Genomic DNA, 21,132 nt, shown 5'->3' on the forward strand with positions numbered 1-21,132 from the left:
CGATAGCCAGTGCTGTTGTGAGTTGCATAAAAAAATCCGTAGCTAGAATTAACTAACTACGGATTCTGATCCATTGGGAGGATCGGTCAACCGATCGCTAAAACATTTCTTAACTGATCGGCATTAGCCCAAAGGCGACCTTTATTTTTTTCGCTTTTTCGAATAACGAATAACGACTAACGCTTTCTGCCTTTAAAGCTTGCTAGCGTTCTTAGACAAGTAGTCAGCTACACCTTTCGTGTCAGCCTTCATGCCTTCGTCGCCTTCTTTCCAACCAGCTGGGCATACTTCGCCGTGTTTCTGGTGGAAGTTCAACGCGTCAACTAAACGAATCATTTCGTCGATGTTACGGCCTAATGGTAGGTCGTTTACGATTTGATGACGAACTACGCCGTCTTCGTCAATCAAGAATGACGCACGGAATGCAACGCCAGCTTCTGGGTGCTCAACGTCGTATGCACGGCAGATTGAGTGCTTAACGTCAGCTACCAATGGATACTTAACTTCGCCGATGCCGCCGTCTGCTTCCGCAGTGTTACGCCATGCGTTGTGCGTGAACTGAGAGTCGATACTTACGCCGATTACTTCAACGCCACGCTTCTTGAATTCTGCTAAACGGTGATCAAATGCGATCAGCTCAGATGGGCAAACAAAGGTAAAATCTAATGGATAGAAGAATACTACCGCTTTTTTGCCTTTAATTTGCTCGTGCAAGTTAAAGTTTTCTACGATTTCGCCTGTTCCCAAAACTGCTGCTGCAGTGAAGTTAGGAGCCTTACGGCCTACTAATACACCCATGGTTTATCTCCATCTAGTTGTTAAAATTTAGTCAGCTTCTGGCGCCGGATGACGCGCAGCCACTTCGTTAATTAATTCTTGTAATTCGCCTTTTTGGAACATTTCCAAAATGATATCACAACCGCCTACCAACTCGCCTTCAACCCACAACTGCGGGAACGTTGGCCAATCGGCATATTTCGGTAATTCAGCGCGAATTTCTGGATTTTGCAGAATATCCACGAACGCAAACGCTTGGCCACAGCTCATTAAGGCTTGTGACGCTTGCGAAGAGAAGCCGCAACTTGGCAACTTCGGTGAACCTTTCATGTACAACAAAATTGGGTTTTCTTCGATTTGTTGCTTAATCTTTTCAACAGTTTCCATGACTACCTCAGGTATTGAGCGTTCGAAACGGCACGTATTTTACCATAATCGTCTATACTTAACAGTCGGCAAAAAGGGTGAAATTCACCCTTGAAATAAACTTTTGTGCCTCAATTTAACTATATAGTGACGGCATGTTTCTAATTCAATGGTAAAATGCCATTGATTTCGAAACGTTTCGTCTATTTAGAACAGTTTCTAAAAATACCATTCTCAACAACAACGGAGAGTCGACATGGCATTTGAATTACCAGCATTGCCTTATGAGAAAAACGCACTTGAACCACATATCTCAGCTGAAACCATCGAGTATCACTATGGTAAGCATCATCAAACCTACGTGACCAAGCTGAACGATGCGGTGAAAGGCACCGACATGGAAGGCAAGTCGCTCGAAGACATCATCAAAACAACCAAAGGCGGCGTATTCAACAACGCAGCTCAGGTTTGGAACCACACCTTCTATTGGAACTGCTTAAGCCCAAATGGCGGCAGCGAGCCAACAGGTGCGGTTGCTGATGCAATCAACGCTGCTTTCGGTTCATTTGATAAGTTCAAAGAAGAGTTCAGTGCACAAGCTGCTGGCAACTTCGGTTCAGGCTGGACTTGGTTAGTGAAAAAAGCTGACGGCTCAGTAGCTATCGTAAACACGAGCAACGCTGAAACCCCACTTACTGATTCATCAGTAACACCAATTTTAACCGTTGATGTGTGGGAACACGCCTACTACATCGATTACCGTAACGCGCGTCCTAATTACTTGAACGCGTTCTGGAACTTGGTGAACTGGGACTTTGTTGCGAAAAACTTCGCTTAAGTCTTAATCCTCTAAAACGGCCAATACCGATTAGGTATTGGCCGTTTTTTATTCTCCCTTTCTGATCAATATCCTTGTAAACGCCGTAATCATCCCCACTTATGTTGTACAACTTAATACCAAGTGAGGGCTTATGTTTATTGATGTACCCAATCGTTTTACCGTAGCGCCAATGACGCGCACCAGCGCTGATGAGCATGGCGTGCCAACCGAGCTGATGGGCGACTACTACGAGCGTTTCGCCAAAGGTGGCTTCGGTTTGGTGATTACTGAGGGTGTTTACACCGATGACCGCGCCTCGCAAGGCTATGCGAATCAACCCGGTATCATGAACGCCGTTCAAGCCGACGCGTGGCGCGGCATTGTCGAACGCATTCATGCGGCCGGCAGTAAGGCAATTATGCAGTTAATGCACGCTGGTGCACAAATGCAGCACAACAACTATGTTGACCAACCCATTGCACCCAGCGCCGTGCAACCCAAAGGTGAGCCATTAAGCCTATACGGCGACGTACCCGGGTGGTTAGAGCCCACAGAGGCCACACAAAGCGATCTTGAACATGCACTGAACGGGTTTGTTGCCTCAGCTAAAAAAGCGCAAGAAATAGGTTTTGACGGCGTTGAGTTACATGCCGCCAATGGTTACTTGCTGAATGAATTTCTTAGCACCCACTTTAACCAGCGCAACGATGAGTTTGGTGGCTCGCTAGACAAACGCATTGATTACGTTGAGCAAGTAGTTCGCGCAGTTCGTGCAGCCGTAAGCGATGATTTTGTGGTTGGCATACGTATTGGTCAAATCACCGTAACCGACAACGACTATCAATGGCCTGAAGGCGAAACTGCCGCAGTGAAACTGGTGCGCGTTCTCGCAGAAGCCGGTGTGGACTTTATTCATACCACAGACACCACAGTTGACCGCAAACCATTTGCGAACGGCAGTGAGAAAACGCTGGCTGAAGTAGTTGCCACCGAAACGAACGTCGGCCTCATCATTAATGGTGGCATTGATGAGGCCAATTACGCGGACTATGCCGCGCAATTTCCGAATGCGTTACTGGCGTTAGGTAAGAAAGCATTGGCGAACCCTGATTTTCCAGAGCGCTTTAAAGCAGGCGACACCTTGGCCGATTTAGACTTTCAAATGTTGCTGCCAAAAGCCACGTTAGAGAACGAGTGGAAATGGCGGGCTGAACAAGGCGTCGAATAATACTGTAGGCCGGATAGCTTGGCGCGGATAACTTTGGTTACTCGACCAGGTTATTCGACCAGGTTATCCGGAATGTCTCCACGCATACTGTGCCAGATGCGGCCAGACTGGTAACCGTATTCTCGTACTAACATAACTGCATCATCACGGCGCGAATCTGCCGCCATTTCACCTAAGTCAGCGTAGTATTTACGTGCCAATTTACGCGCATCAGCATTCGAAAAGTAGAAGTTACCAATCCGCGAATACAGCCCTTTGAAGCCATTCAGAACCAATACGTATATCGGGTTACCCGAAGCAAAAGCTAAATCGTGATTCAGACGGTAGTCATACTGACTAAATGCTTCTGCCGTATCGTCAAGTGTTTCGGCTTCTTTGAGCAGCTCAACCACTTTTTCAGAAGCATTACGAACGGCCTGACGAATGTAGATGGCGCTGATATTGGTGCGCGCCGATAACAGCTGATCGACCAATTCTGGCATGCCGTCTTCATCGAGGCGCGCAAGGGTTTCAAGAATATTAAGCCCTGAAGTTTCCCAGAAGTTATTCACTCGCGTTGGTTTGCCGTGTTGAATGGTCAACCAGCCATCACGCGCTAAACGCTGCAATACTTCGCGCAGTGTTGTACGTGTTACCCCAATAAGCTCAGACAGTTCGCGTTCCGCCGGCAAGATGGTGCCAGGAGCAAAGTGTCCATTCCAGATTGATTTTACAATGTATTCTTCGGCAAAACCTGCTGGACTTTGTGCCTTGATTATCATGAAGTGGCCTGTGTTTTGAATAACGTTACCTACTTAGAAAGCCCTATATTGAAGCAGATAGGGTTGCTATTTGTCATATACCGAAAACCGATTCTAGCAGGCTTTTCAATGGTCGGACAAGTTTTGTAAAGCTTCTTAACCTAATCTTATCGACAATTAAATACTGCTCAGGTAAGGTTCTGAACAATTTACTCTAACTTGGTGATTCTATGTTCACTTTTCTTGCCAAACTCCCTTCTCAGCGCGGTGCTTGGGCATTGCTTGCAGCCTCTTGCTTTGCATTGTTAGGTGGCGCGTTATTTTTTCAGTACCAATTAGGTCTGGAGCCGTGCGTAAAATGCATCTATCAACGCACTGCGGTGCTCGCCATTGGCTTACTTGCGTTAGTGCCTACGGTCGCACCACAGGCGCTCATTGCGCGCTTAGTGGGCTATTTAGGCTGGTTCACAGCGTCAGTGTGGGGCTGGCTGATTGCCACCGAGCATCTTGAAGTACAGAATTCAGAAAACTCATGGTTTATTGTATGTGATACGTTCCCAAACTTTCCAAGCTGGATGCCCTTGCACGAGTGGTTCCCAAGCTTTTTTGCAGCACCAGGACAGTGCGGCGAAATTGACTGGCAATTCGCAGGGCTGAGCATGCCGGGTTGGATGCAAATCATCTTCGCAAGTTACGCGGTAGTCGCAGTTGTCGTTATCGCGGCCCGCGTGATTAAACTGCGAAAGCTGTAATTAGTCGATATCGTTGAGTGGCCAGGTGACAATTCGTAACTCAAGCTCTTCTTCAACATAGTCTTCAGATTCGACCAGGCCAGCAGCACTCATACCCGCTGCTAACATGGGCCCGCGTGAGCCATTGTGGTTCAGCGGGTGCCAACTGGGAATGCCGCGCCCTTCAGCCAAGCGCCGATACGCACAACTGGTGGGCATGTAATCCAATTCGTTTACGTTATCTGGGGTTATCACCACGCAGTCGGGCACATGCTCTTTGCGGTTGGCATAATCGGAACATAAACCGGTTTTTGTATCCAGCAAGCGGCAGCTCACATCAGTATATTGAATAACTTCCTGCGCGTCGTCTTCGTCGATCAACTTGTGCAAGCAGCATTTTCCGCACCCATCACAGAGAGATTCCCACTCGGCGTGAGTCATTTCTTGCAGTGATTTTTGTTCCCAGAATTTGGTGGTCATTGGCTGCTAACAACGCCCGACCATTGCCAGTGCCGTTCACCTTGGCGCAATTGCAATTGCAATTGATCACCTAATGCGAGAGCTGCGACACCTGCTGGCGTACCCGTTAGCACAATGTCACCGGGTTCTAGCGTAAATTGCTGACTGATATCGGCCAATAAATCCGCCATAGCGAAGATCATTTGGCTGCTATTGCCCTGCTGACGTAGCTCGCCATTCACTGACAAGCTGATTTCAAACGGCGATTCATTTTCTGCGTCAAATTCTGACGCAGGAATCATCTCGCTCAACACACAGGAGCCATCAAAAGCTTTTGCCCGCTCCCACGGTTGGCCTTGTGCCTTAAGTTCACTTTGCACTTGGCGCAGGGTTAAATCCAACGCCACGCCATACCCAACCACCGCCTGCATCGCATCTGCTGAATCTGCTTTGCGTAAGGTTTTACCAATATAAAGCGCCAACTCAATTTCGTGCTGGCATTCCCCCTGCCCCATGGGAATGGTTACTTCCGGAAGGTAGGTTATTGCGGATGGCGGTTTAATAAATAGCAGCGGCCGTGTCGGCAACGGATTATTGAGTTCGGCGGCGTGGGCAACATAATTGCGGCCCACGCACACGATTTTAGAAGGGCGTTGCGGCGTCATAAGTTACGAACGCGGAAAGCGAATACGATCAGACAAATAACCAACGGCCGCTACAAAGTAATGTGAGCGGTTCCAACGCATTAAGGCATCGTAGTTATTGTAAGCCAAAAATACCCGGCCTTGCTTATCGTCTGGGATAACAACAGACGCTTCAATGTCGTCACGCACTGGCAAATCAGAACCGTCATAGCGGCGCACACCAAGTTCTTGCCATTCAGCCAGCGACTTCTTCACCTTCAGCGAAGCTAAGTCACCATCAAAATTTTCCGGAATCAGAACCTGACGGCCCCAGGTTACGTCATCACGCCAGCCCACTGACTTCAAATAGTTTGCGGCTGAGGCAAATACATCGCCCATTGAGCCCCAAATGTCTTTGCGACCATCGCCGTCATAATCCACGGCATAAGCCATGAACGAGCTTGGCATAAACTGCGCTTGCCCCATGGCACCGGCCCACGACCCTTTCATTTGATCAATCTCAATGTGACCTTCTTCCACAATGGTCAGCGCATGCCAGAGTTCTTTCTTGAAAAACTCTTCACGGCGGCCTTCGTAGGCCATAGTGGTTAGTGCTGAAATTACATCCATACCACCGGTGAATGAACCAAAATTGGTTTCAATGCCCCACAACGCCACAATGAAGCGTGGCTGCACACCGTATTCGGCGCCAATTTCTTCAAGCAAATCTTGATGCTTTTCAAACATCTCAACGGCTTTCTTGGCTTTCCATTCCGGCACCGCACGCGGCAGATAGGTGTCTAAAGTGAGTTTAAATTCAGGTTGGTTGCGGTCAGCTTTTACTGAGCGCTGATAGAACTCGGCGTTGGCAAAGGCTGTTTCCAAGGTGCTTTCGCTGTAACCGTCGGCTAAGGCTTCTTTCTTAATGGCCTCAACGTAGGCCGCAAATCCTTCTGGACCTCTTTCCTCAGTGGTTTCCTGAGCGAGCAAGATTGGCGACGCCAACAACACAACCGCAGATAATAACGTACGGACTACTTGATTCATGACGCAGACTCCTGTTGTTGTTTCTTATGCGCATCCAATAAATTAGCTTCTTTCGGAGGCATTTGTAGGTAAAATCCCGATTCGTTCAGGTGCTTGGTAAGTTCTTCCATGCTTAAACGAGCAAACTTGCGCTCAGGTTTCAGCGCAACCGTCATTACATGTATAGGTTGACCAAAACTTTGCTGTAAAGGTTCAGGGATTTTTGTAAAGTCCGCCGGGTGCGGCATATACAAATACGTGTCAGCCCTTCGCGGACTGCGATAAATCGCACACAACATGCTTAACGATCTCGCTTAAAAATAGCTTCCAAAGATGTCTTCAGCTTAGCCCCACGCCAGTCAGTGTACAAGTCAGGTGGTGACAGGTCAGACTTGGCCTGTTCAGGAATTTGCCATTCCCAATGAATAACATCATTAATTTGGCGACGCGAAGCAATCATGCCAGGTTCCACTTGCAAGGTTTTCGCCAACGCAGCAACCTGTTGTTTAATCGCGTTAAATACCGGCTTATAGCCACGCATATCGGTTAAGCGTTCCATTTGCTTGGGTAGGTCGGTGCTCGCTTGGCCAGTTCGCACCGCCGCCAGCAATGAATCTCCCGCATAACGAATGGTTACCGGCGATAAATCAGTAATGCCACGTAAGTGACCCATATTCTGTGGCATGCGGCGCGCTAGCTCTAATAACGTATGGTCTTTCGCAACAAAGCCTAGCGGAATGTCTGATTTTTGCGCCCGGTCTAAACGCCACACCATCAACTCACGTAATACTGCCAGTTGTTGTGGATCACATTGCCATGCGTTTCCGAAAAACAAATACAGCCACATAGGTGGTGTTGTCTGCGCACGTTTTGCGACCTGCAGTGCACTTTCAGCTTCCACCAGAGCGAGCTTTTCAGCGTTCAACTCGGCCCGCAAACGCGGATAGATGTCGTGTAAATAGAACACATCCGCTGCCGCGTAATCCAGCTGCTCTGCCGCGAGCGGTCGTTGCAGCCAATCGGTACGCGACTGGGATTTATCCAATTCAACATCGTAATAATGTTTAACCATGGCCGCATAACCCATTGCGTCACCGATACCGGCAAACGCAGCCGCAATTTGCGTGTCAAAAATGTGTGTTGGAATTTGGCCCATGTTTTGCGCCAGAATTTCATAGTCCTCGCCGCCTGCGTGAATCACCACGTGCACGTTCGGATCTTTCAATAGCTGCCAAAATGGTTCGAGATCAATGCCCGCAACGGGGTCGATTAGCACCATCTGTTCACCTGCACGAACCTGCACCAGGCCCAACCGGGCATAATAGGTTCGGGTACGAACAAATTCAGTATCTAGAGCAAGGTATGGCGCTTGCCGAGCTTGCTCACAAAATGCGAGCAAGTCGGCGTTAGAGGTAATAACCTGAAATGGAAGCATGCGTTATTTCGACTTAGCCTCTTCTTCATCGCGTAGTTCACGACGCAGTATTTTACCGACATTGGTTTTTGGCAGTTCTTCACGGAACTCAACCAGTTTTGGTATTTTATAGCCGGTCATGTTTTCACGGGCGTAGCTAATCAGCTCTTTTTCGGTGAGTGATTTATCTTTACGCACCACAAATATTTTTACCTGTTCGCCCGATGAATCATGCGGAACACCTACAGCGGCAACTTCCAAAACTTTTGGATGATCAGCAATTACATCTTCAATTTCATTTGGATACACATTGAATCCAGAAACCAAGATCATGTCTTTTTTGCGGTCCACAATTTTGAAGAAGCCCTGCTCGTCCATCACACCGATATCACCGGTGGCAAACCAGTCGCCGTCTTTCATTACTTTTGCGGTTTCTTCTGGACGGTTTAAATAACCAACCATAACTTGTGGCCCACGAACTTGTATTTCGCCTGGCTCGCCCTGCGCGACTTCTTTGCCATCCTCATCAACCACACGCACGTCGGTTGACGGCAATGGAATTCCGATGGTGCCATTGTAGTGCTCAATGTCGGTCGGGTTCACGGTCACAACAGGCGAACATTCGGTCAGGCCATAACCTTCCAGCAAACGCGATTTGGTTACGCGTTCCCAGTGTTCTGCAACTGAGCGCTGCACGGCCATACCACCGCCCAATGCGATTTTAAGATGCGAGAAGTTTAAGTCTTTAAACCCTTCAGCGTGCAGCAAGCCGTTAAATAACGTGTTCACGCCAGAGATCATCGAGAACGGATATTTTTCCAACTCTTTGACAAAGGCTTTCATGTCGCGCGGGTTGGTAATTAGGATATTGCGACCACCGTGCTTCATGAAGGTCAGGCAGTTCGCGGTTAGCGCGAAGATATGGTAAAGCGGCAATGCAGTAACAATTGTTTCTTCACCATCGTTCACTAGCGGCGCAACAATCGCTGATACCATTTCGAGGTTCGCGACCATATTACGATGCGATAACATTGCACCTTTCGCTAGCCCTGTGGTTCCGCCAGTGTATTGCAAGAAGGCTAAATCGTCGCCGGTCATTTCTGGGCGTTCATAATTTGCTTTGGCGCCTTGCTTCAGAGCACTGCGAAAATCGACGGTGTTTTTAAGCTTGTAGCTTGGCACCATTTTCTTCACGTACTTCACTACCGCGTTAACTATCCAGCGCTTCGGTGCTGGTAGCATGTCGCCAATACTGGTAAGAAAAACTTTTTCTACCGGTACGTCGGCTTCAACTTTTTCCAGGGTATGGGCGAAATTATCTAAAATGACAATGGCTTTGGCGTTAGCGTCAGACAACTGATGCTTTAACTCACGTGGCGTATACAGTGGGTTGACATTCACCACCACTAAACCGGCGCGCAAAGCACCAAACAAGGCAATTGGGTACTGCAATAAGTTGGGCATCATAATCGCCAACGCATCGCCTTTCTTCATGCCTTGTTGTTGTAAATATGCAGCGAACTCGCGCGATAACGCGTCAAGTTCATTGAAAGTCATCTCTTGATCCATGTTGACGTAGGCAACTTTGTCGCCATAACTCTGGATACTCTGCTCGAAAATGTCGACCAGCGAATTAAAGTGGTCCGGATCGATGGTTTCCGGTACGCCAGCTGGATAACGTTTCAGCCAAATTTTATCCACGCGCTTCGTGCTCCTGAACAAATAAATTAAATATTGGAATTGTTATAACGCGCAATCATCGCATATCCGACCAGTGTTTCCTAGCCATTGTGCGCGCCAATCATCTGTGATAATAGCCCAATAATCGCAGTTGGTTGTTCCATATGCACATGATGCCCGCCTGCCACTTCATGCACCTTTAACTGAGGTACGTACGCTCCCCAATGTTCAATCGCTTGCTTCAAGCGCGCATGGCCGGTACTGCCAAGCACCACGCTGAATGGACACTCAATATGCTTTAACACGTCAGCAATTTGCGCAGCGGTAAGGCGCACCGGCGATTTCAAACGCAATTGCCCGTCGGCACGAAACCTGTAGTCTTTTTCGCCAAGTTGCTCAATGCCGCGTTCAACCAACAATGCCGCTAACTCACGGCTAAAATCCCCCGCTTGCACGCGGGCTGAAATAGCTGTTTCTAAGTCCCGATAATGCGGTCGGTGTTTAAACTGCTGCTGCCAACGACTCCGAAAGCCTTTGCGCAAGTCTTCGGTGGTTTCATCGGCGGAAGACGCCAGCAGGCCAAACGCCTCAACCGCAAGTAATTGTTCCACCCGTTGGGGTTCGATTCCGGCAAACATATTGGCAATATAGGCGCCCATAGAATGCGCTAGAAACGTTACTTGTGGCCATTGCTGTTGTTCGCAGATGAACCACAAGTCGTAGACATAATCCATAAACGGGTAGTAATTGCCCGGCGGCCGATGATCACTATGACCATGGCCTGCCCAGTCGAGCGCGATCAGTCGATAGCTGTCGGCCAAGTCACTGCGCATGAACGCATCTGCAATTGGAATAAAGCTATAAGCGTTGTCGAGCCAACCATGCAACGCCAGTAATGGCTTGCCTTCTTGGGCGCCCCAAGCAAGGCCACGAACGGTACCCCAGGGTAGCGCAAACGAAACAGGCTCAGCAGCGTGCTGAGCCTGTGCATAAAACGAGTTATTTTGAGTCATGAATAATGCTGCTTACTGACTAGTTGTTATCGGTTTTCGGTGAACCTTTTTCCATTACTGGGCTTGGTATGTACACCGGACGCGGATACGCAGGCCGTGTGTAGTAATAATGACGATACCACAGCGAATCATAATTCACTTCTATGCGTGTGTTTTCTTTACGCGCCGGCCATAAGTACTTGCCTGTTGCTTCTAACACTGGGAATAAATAGGTGTATTCACCAATGGTACCGGTTTCAGGCTCGGCAATGGTTCCAGCGAAGGTAACATGGCTGCCTTGCTTGTACACCATAGGGTCTACAAAACCATCTATTTTTGCACGGAAGCGGCCGTTACTTTGATCGCTCACCTGTGGCCGTCCCCAGCGCTGCAGCTCGAAATTCACCACTTCAATGACGGTGCCATTATCGGAGTTCTGCACATCCGCAATAACTCCACCCCACCGCGCTGGTTTACCCACCACGCTTTCAGGTTGTTCTAGCGCTGCACTGTAACTGACAAGTTCATCTTCGTTAGACACTTGCAATGCATCAGGAACCGCAGAACATGCTGTCAATACAAGTGACGCTATTAGTGCTATCCACAATTTCATACTGAGTACCTCACTGCTAAACCACAACCGACCGTTATGTTCGTCTTATATAGTAGTACTTGGAGCTGAGGTTTGCGTATTAAGTTCAAGAAAATTAACCAACAATTTATCGGCCCGGTAACTTTTTCCAGGCCACTTCATTACGTACATATAGTGGCTCAAGATCTGCTGCTTGCACCGTTGTACCGTGCTGTAACGCCCACTGCAACATATCTTCGGCTAGTGGCAAGGTTACATCGTCTAACACAGTTACAGCAGCACTGGGATTTAGCTCTGCTGCATAAGTTGTCCACCCCGTTCCGGCACCGTGAATGGTACTTTCGGCGTTGAGCTCGGCCCACCACGGTTGCACTGTAACGTCATCAAGCGGTGCCATCTGTTCGGTGGCTAGCTGTTGTGCATAGCCATTTTTATTAATAAACGGCGCAACATAAATTTCCTGCATACGTGCATCAATTGCACTGATAATCTGTTCAGAGCCATGCAAACGAATCGCTTGCTGCGCCAGTGCTATCAGCGTGCTCACTGGAATAACCGGCAAGTTTTGGCTAAATGCCAGCCCTTGTGCCACTGACACACCAATGCGCACCCCAGTAAAACTGCCCGGCCCATGGCCGACTACAAGGGCATCAACCGCGCTTAATTCAATCTGTTGCTCGGCAAGAACCTCTTGCACAAAAGCTAAAATGCGTTGCGAATGTTCCCGTGGCGTAATGGCGGCTCGCGTAACAACGCGCTCCCCTACTTTTAACGCGACTGAACACTGTTCGGTTGACGTATCTAACGCTAATACCGCATTCAAACTCACTCTGATTTCTCCAAGGTATCTAAAAACTCAAGCGCAACGGCTAAATCGCGTGTACGGCGCATGGCGGGTAAGCTTTGCAGAAACACACCACCGTAAGGCTTGGTCACTAAGCGTTGATCGCAAACAATCAACACCCCACGGTCATCGGCATCACGTATTAATCGCCCAGCGCCTTGCTTGAGTGCAATAATGGCTTGCGGCAATTGTACCTGAGCAAAAGGGTCAACTCCACGTAATCGGCAATCTTCAACGCGCGCTTGCAACAGTGGATCATCTGGACTCGCGAACGGTAACTTGTCGATAATCACGCAACGTAACGCGTCACCACGTACATCAACGCCTTCCCAAAACGATGATGTGCCTAGCAAAATACCGTTGCCCGCTGCGATAAACTGCTGCAGCAGCTCGCGTTTGCTGGTGCTGCCTTGCACCAGCAATGGCCGGTCGGTGCGCTCTTCGAGCTGTTTGGCGATAATTTGCAGCATGCGGTGGCTGGTAAACAGCACAAAAGTACCGCCGGTATGATTGTGATCAAGCACCTGCTCAACCACCTCAAGCAGCGCCTTGGGCATTTCTCGCTCATGGGGCTGTGGTAAATAGCGCGGCAAGCACAATAACGCTTGCTCAGCGAAATTGAATGGGCTCGATAAACACAGTGTTTCTGCCTGGTCGATACCGAGTTGATTGGTGAAATGGCTAAAATCTTCGCCCACTGCCAAGGTTGCAGAAGTGAATATCCAAGCCATCTCGCTCCGTTCAAGGTAGCCGCCAAACTTGTCCGCCACACTTAACGGCGTTTGATGCAGCGTCACTTGCCGTACTGTAGTTTCAAACCAGAAACTGAAGCCGGTGCGATCAACCTCTTGCAATTGATCCCATTTATGCAGGAATTGTACGCAGCGCTCGTAGGCATTATCCAAATCCTGGCTGCGCCCTAGCGCGTTTTTGCACACGTCGCGCAAAAAGCCTAAATGCTCGGCAACCATGTGCGCAGCCATACGCACTGACTCTTGCTGTGAAAACTGCCGCCAATTGCCGCGCATGGCATCATGCGGAAACACCAAGCGCCAATCTTTCAGGCTACCCAGTAGTTTGTCGGCGGCCTTATCCAACTGTTTCAGGTCTTTTAGTTCAGTTAAATACAAAACTTTGAGTTCGTGCGCCAGCTCTTGCAGCTGACGGCTTGATACGGCTTCGCCAAAATATTGACTGGCAATGTCCGGTAGCTGATGCGCTTCGTCAAACACCACCGCATCAGACTGCGGTACCAACTCACCGAAACCGACATCTTTAAGGGCCATATCGGCAAAAAATAGGTGATGATTTACCACCACCAAGTCAGCATCCATTGCGCGCTTACGCGCTTTAACCAAGTAGCAGTCGTCGTAATCCGGGCAGTCGCGTCCCAGGCAATTGTCCACAGTACTGGTTACCGAGGGCAGAATGGCCGCGTCTTCTTGTAAAATATTGATTGCGCCGACATCACCGTCTTCCGTTCGCTGCGCCCATTTTCTTACTTCGACCAACTGGCTTTGCTGTTCTTTGTTGAGTTCACCGCTGTGCGCTACCGCTTGATTCATTCGGTGCAGGCACAAATAATTGGCGCGGCCTTTGAGTAAAGCCACCATTTTGCGCGGCGCCAGGGCATCGCGCAGGGCTGGCAAGTCACGATGATACAACTGTTCTTGCAGTGCTTTGGTACCGGTTGAAATAATGGCTTTACCATCACTCAACAGCACCGGAACCAGGTAGGCAAAGGTTTTGCCGGTACCCGTTTCCGCTTCAACCACAAGTTGCGATTTCTTCGTGAGCGTGCGCTCTACCGCAGCCGCCATTTCGCTTTGAGATGCGCGCGGTCGAAACCCGTGCAAAGTACGCGCCAGCACGCCATCCGCTTGAAATTGTGAGGTAACTTTGGACATGAATTGTTTTTAGAATAAGTGATGCAGTAACTTTATCATAGAAACCCGTGATTCGTACGCTTCGCTATTCGTGTTTCGTCCGTGCTTCGCACTATTCGAATAGCGAAGTGCACCAACAGCGCAGCGCACGAATAACGAATAACGCCCTACCTATACAACTTGATACAACAAATCAGCGCAAACCTTAAAAACAGGCTTTATTCACAGATTTAAATTCTATACAATTGCATCATTAATCGAACAGCGAAGCGTGCGAAACACGAACAGCTCAGCGCACGAACAACGAGTACAGATTCATGCTAAACAACTGGCACCACCATCATCATATGAACTCTCGTTAGCCCAGCCTTAGAGCTGAAGGCTAACTCATTATTTTGGGGCTGCCTTCACCGAATCAATTAAAAAACCCCGCAAGGCACTCCTTCGCGGGGTTTTTTATTAGGAGCAAATTATGGTTGTAGATAAAAGTTCACAGCGATTAACCATCGCCATTCAAAAATCTGGTCGTTTAAGTAAAGAGTCGATTGCCCTGCTGCAAGCCTGTGGCTTTAAATTTAGCCTGCACGAAGCGCGTTTGTTAGCACACAGCAGCAACCAACCGGTTGACTTGCTGCGGGTACGTGACGATGACATTCCAGGCTTAGTTATGGACGGCGTGGTTGATCTTGGTTTGGTGGGTGAGAACGTTTTAGAAGAAGTTCGCCTTGAACGTCAGGCAACTAAGTTGGCCAGTACTGTACAACGTTTGCGCGCGCTCGATTTTGGCCAGTGCCGCTTATCGCTTGCCATACCAAAAGAAGAAAACTACACCGGCGTAAAAGATTTAGAAGGCAAACGCATTGCCACCACCTATCCGTACTTATTGCAAAACTACCTGCAACAGCAAGGCGTATCGGCTAGCAACGCTATTTTAACCGGCAGTGTCGAAGTTGCGCCGCGTGCCGGCTTGGCCGATGCAGTCTGCGACTTGGTCTCGACGGGTGCCACGCTAGAAGCCAATGGTTTGGTTGAAAAAGAAGTGATATTCCGCTCACAAGCGCAGTTGATTCAACGCCCTGAGCCATTGTCTGCAGCAAAGCAAGCGATCGTTGATCAGCTACTGCCACGTATTGATGGTGTGCAAATGGCGCGTGAGAGCAAATACATTATGCTGCATGCCCCTGTTGCTGCTCTTGAGCAAGTGGTTGAGTTGCTGCCGGGCGCCGAGCGCCCGACCATACTTCCGCTTAGCCACACCGACGAACTGGTCGCCGTGCACGTGGTAAGTACCGAAAAGTTATTTTGGGAAACCATGGAACAACTCAAAGAAATCGGTTGCAGCTCAATTCTGGTGCTACCAATTGAAAAAATGATGGGGTAAGTCATGCAGATCTTACAATGGTCACAATTATCGGCCGCCGAACAAGCGCAGGTTTTAGCGCGGCCAACGCAGTCACAATCGCGCGAACTGCAGCAACAAGTGGCAGATATTATTGATGCTGTCGCCACCGATGGCGATGCGGCGGTGTTGCGTTATACCCGTCAATTTGACTGCGACACGCTCACGCAGCTTCGTTACAGCGAGGCCGACATTATGCGTCGTGCTGAACTGCTTGAGCCTGCAGTAAAACAAGCCATTGATACTGCATACCAAACCATCAACACCTTTCACCAACAACAGAAGCCCAGTGATATCAGCGTAGAAACCTATCCGGGTGTGGTCTGCAGCCAGCGCTTTCAGGCCTTGCAGTCAGTTGGCTTGTACATTCCGGGTGGCAGCGCAGTATTGCCTTCCACCGCATTGATGCTTGGCGTACCGGCGCAAATCGCGAATAACCCACGCCGGGTGTTGGTTAGCCCTCCGGATAAAGACGGTGAACTTAGCCCTGCACTGATGTACGTTGCACAAAAATGTGGCATCACTGAAGTGTATCGCTGCGGTGGCGCGCAAGCTATTGCAGCGCTGGCGGTAGGTACAGAATCCATCGCACCCGTTGCCAAGATTTTTGGTCCGGGCAACAGCTACGTTACTGCAGCAAAACAACAAGTGGCACAGCGCAACGGCGGCCCAGCAATTGATATGCCGGCTGGCCCTTCTGAACTCTTGGTGATTGCCGATGATTCGGCCAACCCTGAGTTTGTTGCTGCAGACTTGCTCTCACAAGCTGAACACGGTGCCGATTCGCAAGTGCTCTTGCTCAGCCCAAGTGCGGCGCTAATTGACGCCACTCAGGCTGCTATTGCCCGTCAGTTAGAGGTACTGCCTCGCGCTGCTACAGCACGCAAGGCGCTCACTGAAAGCGCACTGATTCAAACCGATTCGTTAGAGCAAGCCTGCACTATTAGCGAACTCTACGCGCCAGAGCATTTGTCGTTGCAACTTGATAACGCTGACGACTATTTGGCGCAAGTGACGCAAGCGGGTTCTATCTTTATAGGGCACTACACGCCAGAATCTGGCGGTGACTATGCAACTGGCACCAATCACGTGTTGCCAACGTACGGCTTCGCGCGCAATTACAGCAGTTTGGGCTTGCTCGACTTCTATCGGCGTTATACCACGCAGAACGTGTCAAAAGAGGGCTTAAGCGGCTTGAGCTCGGCGATTATTACCCTTGCCGAAACCGAAGGTTTACGGGCTCACGCGCGCGCCGTTAGCATCCGCTTGGAGGACAAGCCATGAGCTTAGCAACCCAGTTGCAGCGCGCGCGCTTGGCGCAATTAACCCCTTACGCCTCAGCGCGACGCAGCATGAGTGGCGGTGCGGTATGGCTTAACGCCAACGAAGCTCCAACAACACCCAGCTTGACTGCCGACCAGCAACAATTGAACCGTTACCCAAGCTTTCAAAGCGAACGGCTCAACGGCGCCTATGCTGATTACGCTGGCGTGCAAACCCAGCAAGTGCTCAGTTGCCGCGGCAGTGATGAAGCCATTGACCTGTTGATTCGCAGCTTTTGTGAGCCTGGGCAAGATAGCATTATGATAACCACGCCTACTTACGGCATGTACGCGATTAGCGCACAAACACACGGTGCTGGCGTGATTGATGTGCCATTGCGTAAAGCGCAAGACGCGTCACTGCAATTTGATCTTGAAGGTATGGCTAAACAGCTGACGGCCGCCGGTAAGCGTGTCAAACTGGTGTTCGTGTGCAATCCTTCGAACCCAGTGGGTAATAGCCTTAATTTAGCCGACGTTGAACAACTGCTGGAGCTAGTAGGTGAGCAAGCGTTAGTCGTATTGGACGAAGCTTACATTGAGTTTGCCGCGGCCAGTGGCGTGCAGCAACTGAACACCATTGCCAGTTGGTTGAGCAAATACCCACAACTGGTGGTATTGCGAACGTTATCCAAGGCATTCGGTCTGGCAGCTATTCGCTGTGGCTTCGCGTTAGCTAATACCGATGTGATTGACGTGTTACGCAAAGTTATTGCGCCCTATCCCATGCCACAGCCTTGTTTAGACATTGCTGAGCGTGCGCTAAGTGGCGCTGGCATTTCCGCGATGCAACAGTTGGTGGCTGACACCGTGGCGCTGCGCGATGCCTTTATCAAACAGATTATGGCTAAGCCGTGGGCATTAAAGGTTTGGCCTACTTGCACCAACTTTGTGCTGGTGAGCGTGCCTGATGCAAGCGAGCTGGTGAGCCAATGCAGTGCCGCCGGTGTACTGATCCGAAATCAATCCGCCCAACGCGGCCTGGACAATACAGTACGCATGAGTATCGGCAGTGCCGACGAGATGAACCAGTTATTGGAGGTATTACCATGAGCTCAGCAAATGCTCAGAAAATTTTGTTTATCGACCGTGACGGTACCCTAGTAGAAGAACCGGCGATTGATAAGCAACTCGACAGTGTCGACAAGCTGGTATTTGAGCCAGACGTTATTCCTACCCTGTTGGCGTTGCAAAGCAAAGGCTACCGCTTGGTGATGGTGTCCAACCAAGATGGTTTGGGCACGGACAGCTTTCCGCAAGCAGATTTTGAAGCGCCCCATAACTTAATGATGGCGATATTCAGCTCGCAAGGCATCCGCTTTGACGACGTGCTCATTTGCCCACACTTCGACCAAGACAACTGCAGCTGCCGTAAGCCAAAACTGGGCCTGGTGCGCGACTACCTGGTGCAAGGCAAAGTCGACTTTACCGATTCATACGTTATTGGCGACCGCGATACTGATCTACAACTCGCCGAAAACATGGGCATTCAGGGCATCCGCTATGACCGCACCAGCAATGGCTGGCAAGCGATTGGTCACCAACTGTTAAAACAGCCAAGACAAGCGACTGTGCAGCGCACCACCCGTGAAACCGATATTCGCGTTGCGGTTGATTTAGATGCAGCCCAACCGATAGAAATTAGCACCGGCATTGGCTTTTTTGACCACATGCTCGAACAGATAGCCACTCACGGCGGCTTTTCATTGCAGCTTAATGTGCAAGGCGATTTGCACATAGATGAACACCACACGGTTGAAGACACCGCCTTAGCCTTTGGACAGGCGCTGCGCCAAGCATTGGGTGACAAACGTGGCATTGGCCGTTTTGGCTTTGCCCTGCCGATGGATGAATGCCGTGCCGAATGCCTGATTGATTTATCGGGTCGCCCGTACCTGCAATTTGCAGCGGACTTTAGCCGCGATACCGTCGGTGAACTTTCCACCGAAATGGTTGGCCACTTTTTCCGCTCTATCAGTGATGCCATGGCTATTTCGTTGCACGTAAGTACCACTGAAGGCAATGCCCATCACCAAGTAGAAAGCTTGTTTAAAGTGTTTGGCCGCGCATTACGCCAAGCCATTGCCCGCAGCGGTAGTGACGAATTACCGTCAAGCAAAGGTATGTTGGCATGAGTAGCAAGCAGTTGGTTATTGTTGACACAGCCTGCGCCAATTTAAGTTCAGTGCGCTTTGCCTGCGAGCGCTTGGGTATAAAACCTGAAGTAACGGCTGATATCGCGCGCATTCAAGCCGCCGACCGGGTTATTTTACCCGGTGTGGGTACCGCGCAAGCAGCCATGCGCAATTTGCAGCGCTTAGAGCTTGTAGACACCTTGCAGCAGCTGCAACAGCCGGTGCTGGGTATCTGCTTAGGTATGCAACTGCTCACCACCTGGTCCGCTGAAGGTAACGTGGATTGTTTAGGCGTAATTCCTGCCCAGACGCTGCGTATGCAAGCCCAGCAGCAACCGCTGCCGCACATGGGCTGGAACACTGTCACTGCAGTTGGCGATAACCCGTTATTGCATGGCCTTGCGCAACCTGAGTGGTTTTATTTTGTCCATAGTTATGCAGTAGCACCCGATGCGGCAACTATCGCCACCTGTGATTATGGTCAACCTTTTGCTGCGATGATCCGCCACCGTAATTATTTTGGGGCACAATTTCATCCGGAGCGCTCAGGTAGCGCTGGCAGCAAATTATTAAAGAATTTCCTGGAGTTAACTGATGCTAATACCCGCGCTTGATTTAATTAATGGTGAGGTAGTTCGCTTACAACAAGGCGATTTCGCGCGCCAAACGACCTTTGCTCGCAACCCATTGGCATTGGTCGCAGCCTATCAGCAAGCAGGTGCACAATGGCTGCACTTGGTTGATCTTGACGGCGCACGAGATCCAGCTAAACGGCAGCTTGGTCTCATTGAAGAAATCACCGCCGCAACCACCATGAACGTACAGATTGGTGGCGGAATTCGAACCCGCGACGATCTTGACCGGTTATTTGCAGCGGGCGTACAACGCGCAGTGATTGGCTCCATCGCTGTACGCAGCCCACATTTGGTACAACAGTGGCTGCAAGAGTTCGGCTCCGATGCCATCGTATTAGCACTTGATGTGAATATTGATGCGGGCGGCACTGCCTATGTGGCAACCCACGGCTGGCAACAAACCTCTGATTTGACTCTGAATCAAATGATTGAAGATTTTCTGCCTTATGGGTTACGGCATGTGTTGTGTACCGATATTAGCCGCGACGGTATGCTCAGCGGCACCAATGTGGATTTATACCGCCACCTTAAGCAGCAATACCCGCAGCTGGTTATTCAGGCATCGGGCGGTGTTGCTGGCCTGGCTGACTTAACCGCATTACAGGCCATTCATTGCGACGCCGCTATTTTAGGCAAGGCCTTGCTGACCGGACAGTTTACCCTTGAGGAGGCGCTTGCATGTTGGCCAAACGCATAATCCCCTGCTTGGATGTTCGTAACGGTGAGGTAGTAAAAGGCGTTCAATTTCGCAACCATGAAGTGATTGGTGCCATTGAGCCCTTAGCCGAGCAATATGCCCAAGCGGGTGCCGACGAATTAGTGTTCTATGATATCACCGCCTCGTCGGATGCACGGGTGGTTGATAAGTCTTGGGTTGAGCGTATTGCGCGCGTGATTGATATTCCATTCACCGTTGCTGGTGGTATTAGCTCCATTGCACATGCCCAGGAAATACTGGCCATGGGTGCCGATAAAATTTCCATCAATTCACCGGCGCTGCGTGATCCTGAATTGATCAACACCTTGGTCGACGAATTCGGTCAGCAGTGTATTGTGATTGGTATCGATAGCTTCTACAACGAGCAAACCGATACCTATGACGTGTACCAATTTACAGGCGACGAAACCCGCACACAAAAAACCAACTGGCAAACCCGTGCATGGTTGCGTGAAGTTGTAGCGCGGGGCGCTGGCGAGATTGTACTGAACTGCATGAACCAAGACGGCGTGCGCAAAGGTTATGATATTCCGCAACTGTTCAGCTTGCGCGCTGATTGTCCGGTGCCGTTAATCGCTTCCGGCGGCGCGGGTAGCATCGAGCACTTTCACGATGTGTTTAATCAAGCCAACGTAGACGGTGCGTTAGCCGCTTCCGTATTTCATAAAGGGTTGATTCAAATCAGCACCCTCAAACAGTCATTAATCGACGCGGGCATCGCAGTGCGACCGGCGTAAGCAAGGGA

General features: G+C 49.9%; 23 protein-coding genes. 10 read left to right on the forward strand and 13 right to left on the reverse strand.

The genetic code is table 11. The features are described 5' to 3' along the window. Positions 1-192: 192 nt before the first annotated feature. The gene (locus EGC76_RS00005) at positions 193-798 is read right to left on the reverse strand and encodes a peroxiredoxin (RefSeq protein WP_128350980.1); all 606 of its coding nucleotides are present in this window, start codon (positions 796-798) and stop codon (positions 193-195) included. Positions 799-825: 27 nt separating this feature from the next. Further along, complete coding sequence (locus EGC76_RS00010) at positions 826-1,164, reverse strand: Grx4 family monothiol glutaredoxin (RefSeq protein ID WP_128350981.1); 339 nt, start codon at positions 1,162-1,164, stop codon at positions 826-828. Positions 1,165-1,399: 235 nt separating this feature from the next. Here EGC76_RS00010 and sodB point away from each other — a divergent pair, with 235 nt between their 5' ends. Beyond that, positions 1,400-1,981 (forward strand): superoxide dismutase [Fe], encoded by a 582-nt coding sequence (sodB, locus tag EGC76_RS00015; RefSeq protein ID WP_128350982.1) that lies wholly within the window; start codon positions 1,400-1,402, stop codon positions 1,979-1,981. A 133-nt stretch (positions 1,982-2,114) separates the two neighbouring features. Continuing rightward, a complete protein-coding gene (locus EGC76_RS00020) occupies positions 2,115-3,191 on the forward strand; it encodes an oxidoreductase (protein WP_128350983.1) in 1,077 nt (358 codons plus the stop codon). 50 nt (positions 3,192-3,241) lie between these two features. On the opposite strand, the gene fadR is transcribed toward EGC76_RS00020, so the two are convergent. Further along, a complete protein-coding gene (gene fadR, locus EGC76_RS00025; RefSeq protein ID WP_128350984.1) occupies positions 3,242-3,952 on the reverse strand; it encodes a fatty acid metabolism transcriptional regulator FadR in 711 nt (236 codons plus the stop codon). Positions 3,953-4,161: 209 nt separating this feature from the next. Between fadR and dsbB the strand changes: the two genes are divergently transcribed. Then, a complete protein-coding gene (gene dsbB, locus EGC76_RS00030; RefSeq protein WP_128350985.1) occupies positions 4,162-4,683 on the forward strand; it encodes a disulfide bond formation protein DsbB in 522 nt (173 codons plus the stop codon). Here the strand turns inward: dsbB and EGC76_RS00035 are convergent, their stop codons facing one another. The 10 genes from EGC76_RS00035 to yoaA all read right to left on the reverse strand — a co-directional run bounded on the left by EGC76_RS00035 (position 4,684) and on the right by yoaA (position 14,199). Further along, positions 4,684-5,142, reverse strand: a complete 459-nt coding sequence (locus EGC76_RS00035; RefSeq protein ID WP_128350986.1) for a YcgN family cysteine cluster protein — start codon at positions 5,140-5,142, stop codon at positions 4,684-4,686. After that, positions 5,139-5,786, reverse strand: coding sequence for a fumarylacetoacetate hydrolase family protein (locus EGC76_RS00040; RefSeq protein ID WP_128350987.1), 648 nt, complete (start codon positions 5,784-5,786; stop codon positions 5,139-5,141). Before EGC76_RS00040 ends, EGC76_RS00035 begins: the two co-directional genes overlap by 4 nt. Positions 5,787-5,789: 3 nt before the next feature. Further along, positions 5,790-6,791 carry a lytic murein transglycosylase gene (locus EGC76_RS00045; protein WP_128350988.1) on the reverse strand — a complete coding sequence of 334 codons (1,002 nt, stop codon included), beginning with the start codon at positions 6,789-6,791 and terminating at the stop codon, positions 5,790-5,792. Next, positions 6,788-7,069: a YcgL domain-containing protein gene (locus tag EGC76_RS00050; protein WP_128350989.1), complete on the reverse strand. Its 282-nt coding sequence runs from the start codon at positions 7,067-7,069 to the stop codon at positions 6,788-6,790. The genes EGC76_RS00045 and EGC76_RS00050 overlap by 4 nt, the downstream gene beginning before the upstream one ends. Before the next feature lie 2 nt (positions 7,070-7,071). Further along, positions 7,072-8,205, reverse strand: a complete 1,134-nt coding sequence (gene rnd, locus EGC76_RS00055; RefSeq protein ID WP_128350990.1) for a ribonuclease D — start codon at positions 8,203-8,205, stop codon at positions 7,072-7,074. Positions 8,206-8,208: 3 nt separating this feature from the next. After that, positions 8,209-9,885, reverse strand: a complete 1,677-nt coding sequence (fadD, locus tag EGC76_RS00060) for a long-chain-fatty-acid--CoA ligase FadD (RefSeq protein WP_128350991.1) — start codon at positions 9,883-9,885, stop codon at positions 8,209-8,211. 80 nt (positions 9,886-9,965) lie between these two features. Continuing rightward, positions 9,966-10,877 (reverse strand): alpha/beta fold hydrolase, encoded by a 912-nt coding sequence (locus EGC76_RS00065; RefSeq protein ID WP_128350992.1) that lies wholly within the window; start codon positions 10,875-10,877, stop codon positions 9,966-9,968. A gap of 19 nt (positions 10,878-10,896) precedes the next feature. Further along, on the reverse strand, positions 10,897-11,469 hold the full coding sequence (locus EGC76_RS00070) for a Slp family lipoprotein (protein WP_128350993.1): 573 nt from the start codon (positions 11,467-11,469) through the stop codon (positions 10,897-10,899). Positions 11,470-11,575: 106 nt separating this feature from the next. After that, the gene (gene tsaB / locus EGC76_RS00075) at positions 11,576-12,277 is read right to left on the reverse strand and encodes a tRNA (adenosine(37)-N6)-threonylcarbamoyltransferase complex dimerization subunit type 1 TsaB (RefSeq protein ID WP_246013854.1); all 702 of its coding nucleotides are present in this window, start codon (positions 12,275-12,277) and stop codon (positions 11,576-11,578) included. After that, positions 12,274-14,199 carry a DNA repair helicase YoaA gene (gene yoaA / locus EGC76_RS00080; protein ID WP_128350994.1) on the reverse strand — a complete coding sequence of 642 codons (1,926 nt, stop codon included), beginning with the start codon at positions 14,197-14,199 and terminating at the stop codon, positions 12,274-12,276. Before yoaA ends, tsaB begins: the two co-directional genes overlap by 4 nt. Positions 14,200-14,650: 451 nt before the next feature. Here yoaA and hisG point away from each other — a divergent pair, with 451 nt between their 5' ends. The 7 genes from hisG to hisF are packed head-to-tail and all read left to right on the forward strand — an operon-like array spanning position 14,651 to position 21,124. Then, positions 14,651-15,559 carry an ATP phosphoribosyltransferase gene (hisG, locus tag EGC76_RS00085; RefSeq protein ID WP_128350995.1) on the forward strand — a complete coding sequence of 303 codons (909 nt, stop codon included), beginning with the start codon at positions 14,651-14,653 and terminating at the stop codon, positions 15,557-15,559. Positions 15,560-15,562: 3 nt separating this feature from the next. Beyond that, entirely contained in the window at positions 15,563-16,861 is a 1,299-nt protein-coding gene (gene hisD, locus EGC76_RS00090) for a histidinol dehydrogenase (RefSeq protein WP_128350996.1), read from the forward strand. Beyond that, positions 16,858-17,952: a histidinol-phosphate transaminase gene (gene hisC / locus EGC76_RS00095; protein ID WP_128350997.1), complete on the forward strand. Its 1,095-nt coding sequence runs from the start codon at positions 16,858-16,860 to the stop codon at positions 17,950-17,952. Before hisD ends, hisC begins: the two co-directional genes overlap by 4 nt. Then, positions 17,949-19,034, forward strand: a complete 1,086-nt coding sequence (gene hisB / locus EGC76_RS00100) for a bifunctional histidinol-phosphatase/imidazoleglycerol-phosphate dehydratase HisB (RefSeq protein WP_128350998.1) — start codon at positions 17,949-17,951, stop codon at positions 19,032-19,034. The genes hisC and hisB overlap by 4 nt, the downstream gene beginning before the upstream one ends. After that, the gene (hisH, locus tag EGC76_RS00105) at positions 19,031-19,648 is read left to right on the forward strand and encodes an imidazole glycerol phosphate synthase subunit HisH (protein ID WP_128350999.1); all 618 of its coding nucleotides are present in this window, start codon (positions 19,031-19,033) and stop codon (positions 19,646-19,648) included. Before hisB ends, hisH begins: the two co-directional genes overlap by 4 nt. After that, complete coding sequence (gene hisA, locus EGC76_RS00110) at positions 19,629-20,366, forward strand: 1-(5-phosphoribosyl)-5-[(5-phosphoribosylamino)methylideneamino]imidazole-4-carboxamide isomerase (RefSeq protein WP_128351000.1); 738 nt, start codon at positions 19,629-19,631, stop codon at positions 20,364-20,366. The genes hisH and hisA overlap by 20 nt, the downstream gene beginning before the upstream one ends. Then, entirely contained in the window at positions 20,348-21,124 is a 777-nt protein-coding gene (gene hisF / locus EGC76_RS00115; protein ID WP_128351001.1) for an imidazole glycerol phosphate synthase subunit HisF, read from the forward strand. The genes hisA and hisF overlap by 19 nt, the downstream gene beginning before the upstream one ends. The last annotated feature ends 8 nt before the right edge of the window (positions 21,125-21,132 follow it).

Source organism: Pseudidiomarina gelatinasegens (assembly GCF_004025325.1).
GTDB lineage: Bacteria > Pseudomonadota > Gammaproteobacteria > Enterobacterales > Alteromonadaceae > Pseudidiomarina > Pseudidiomarina gelatinasegens.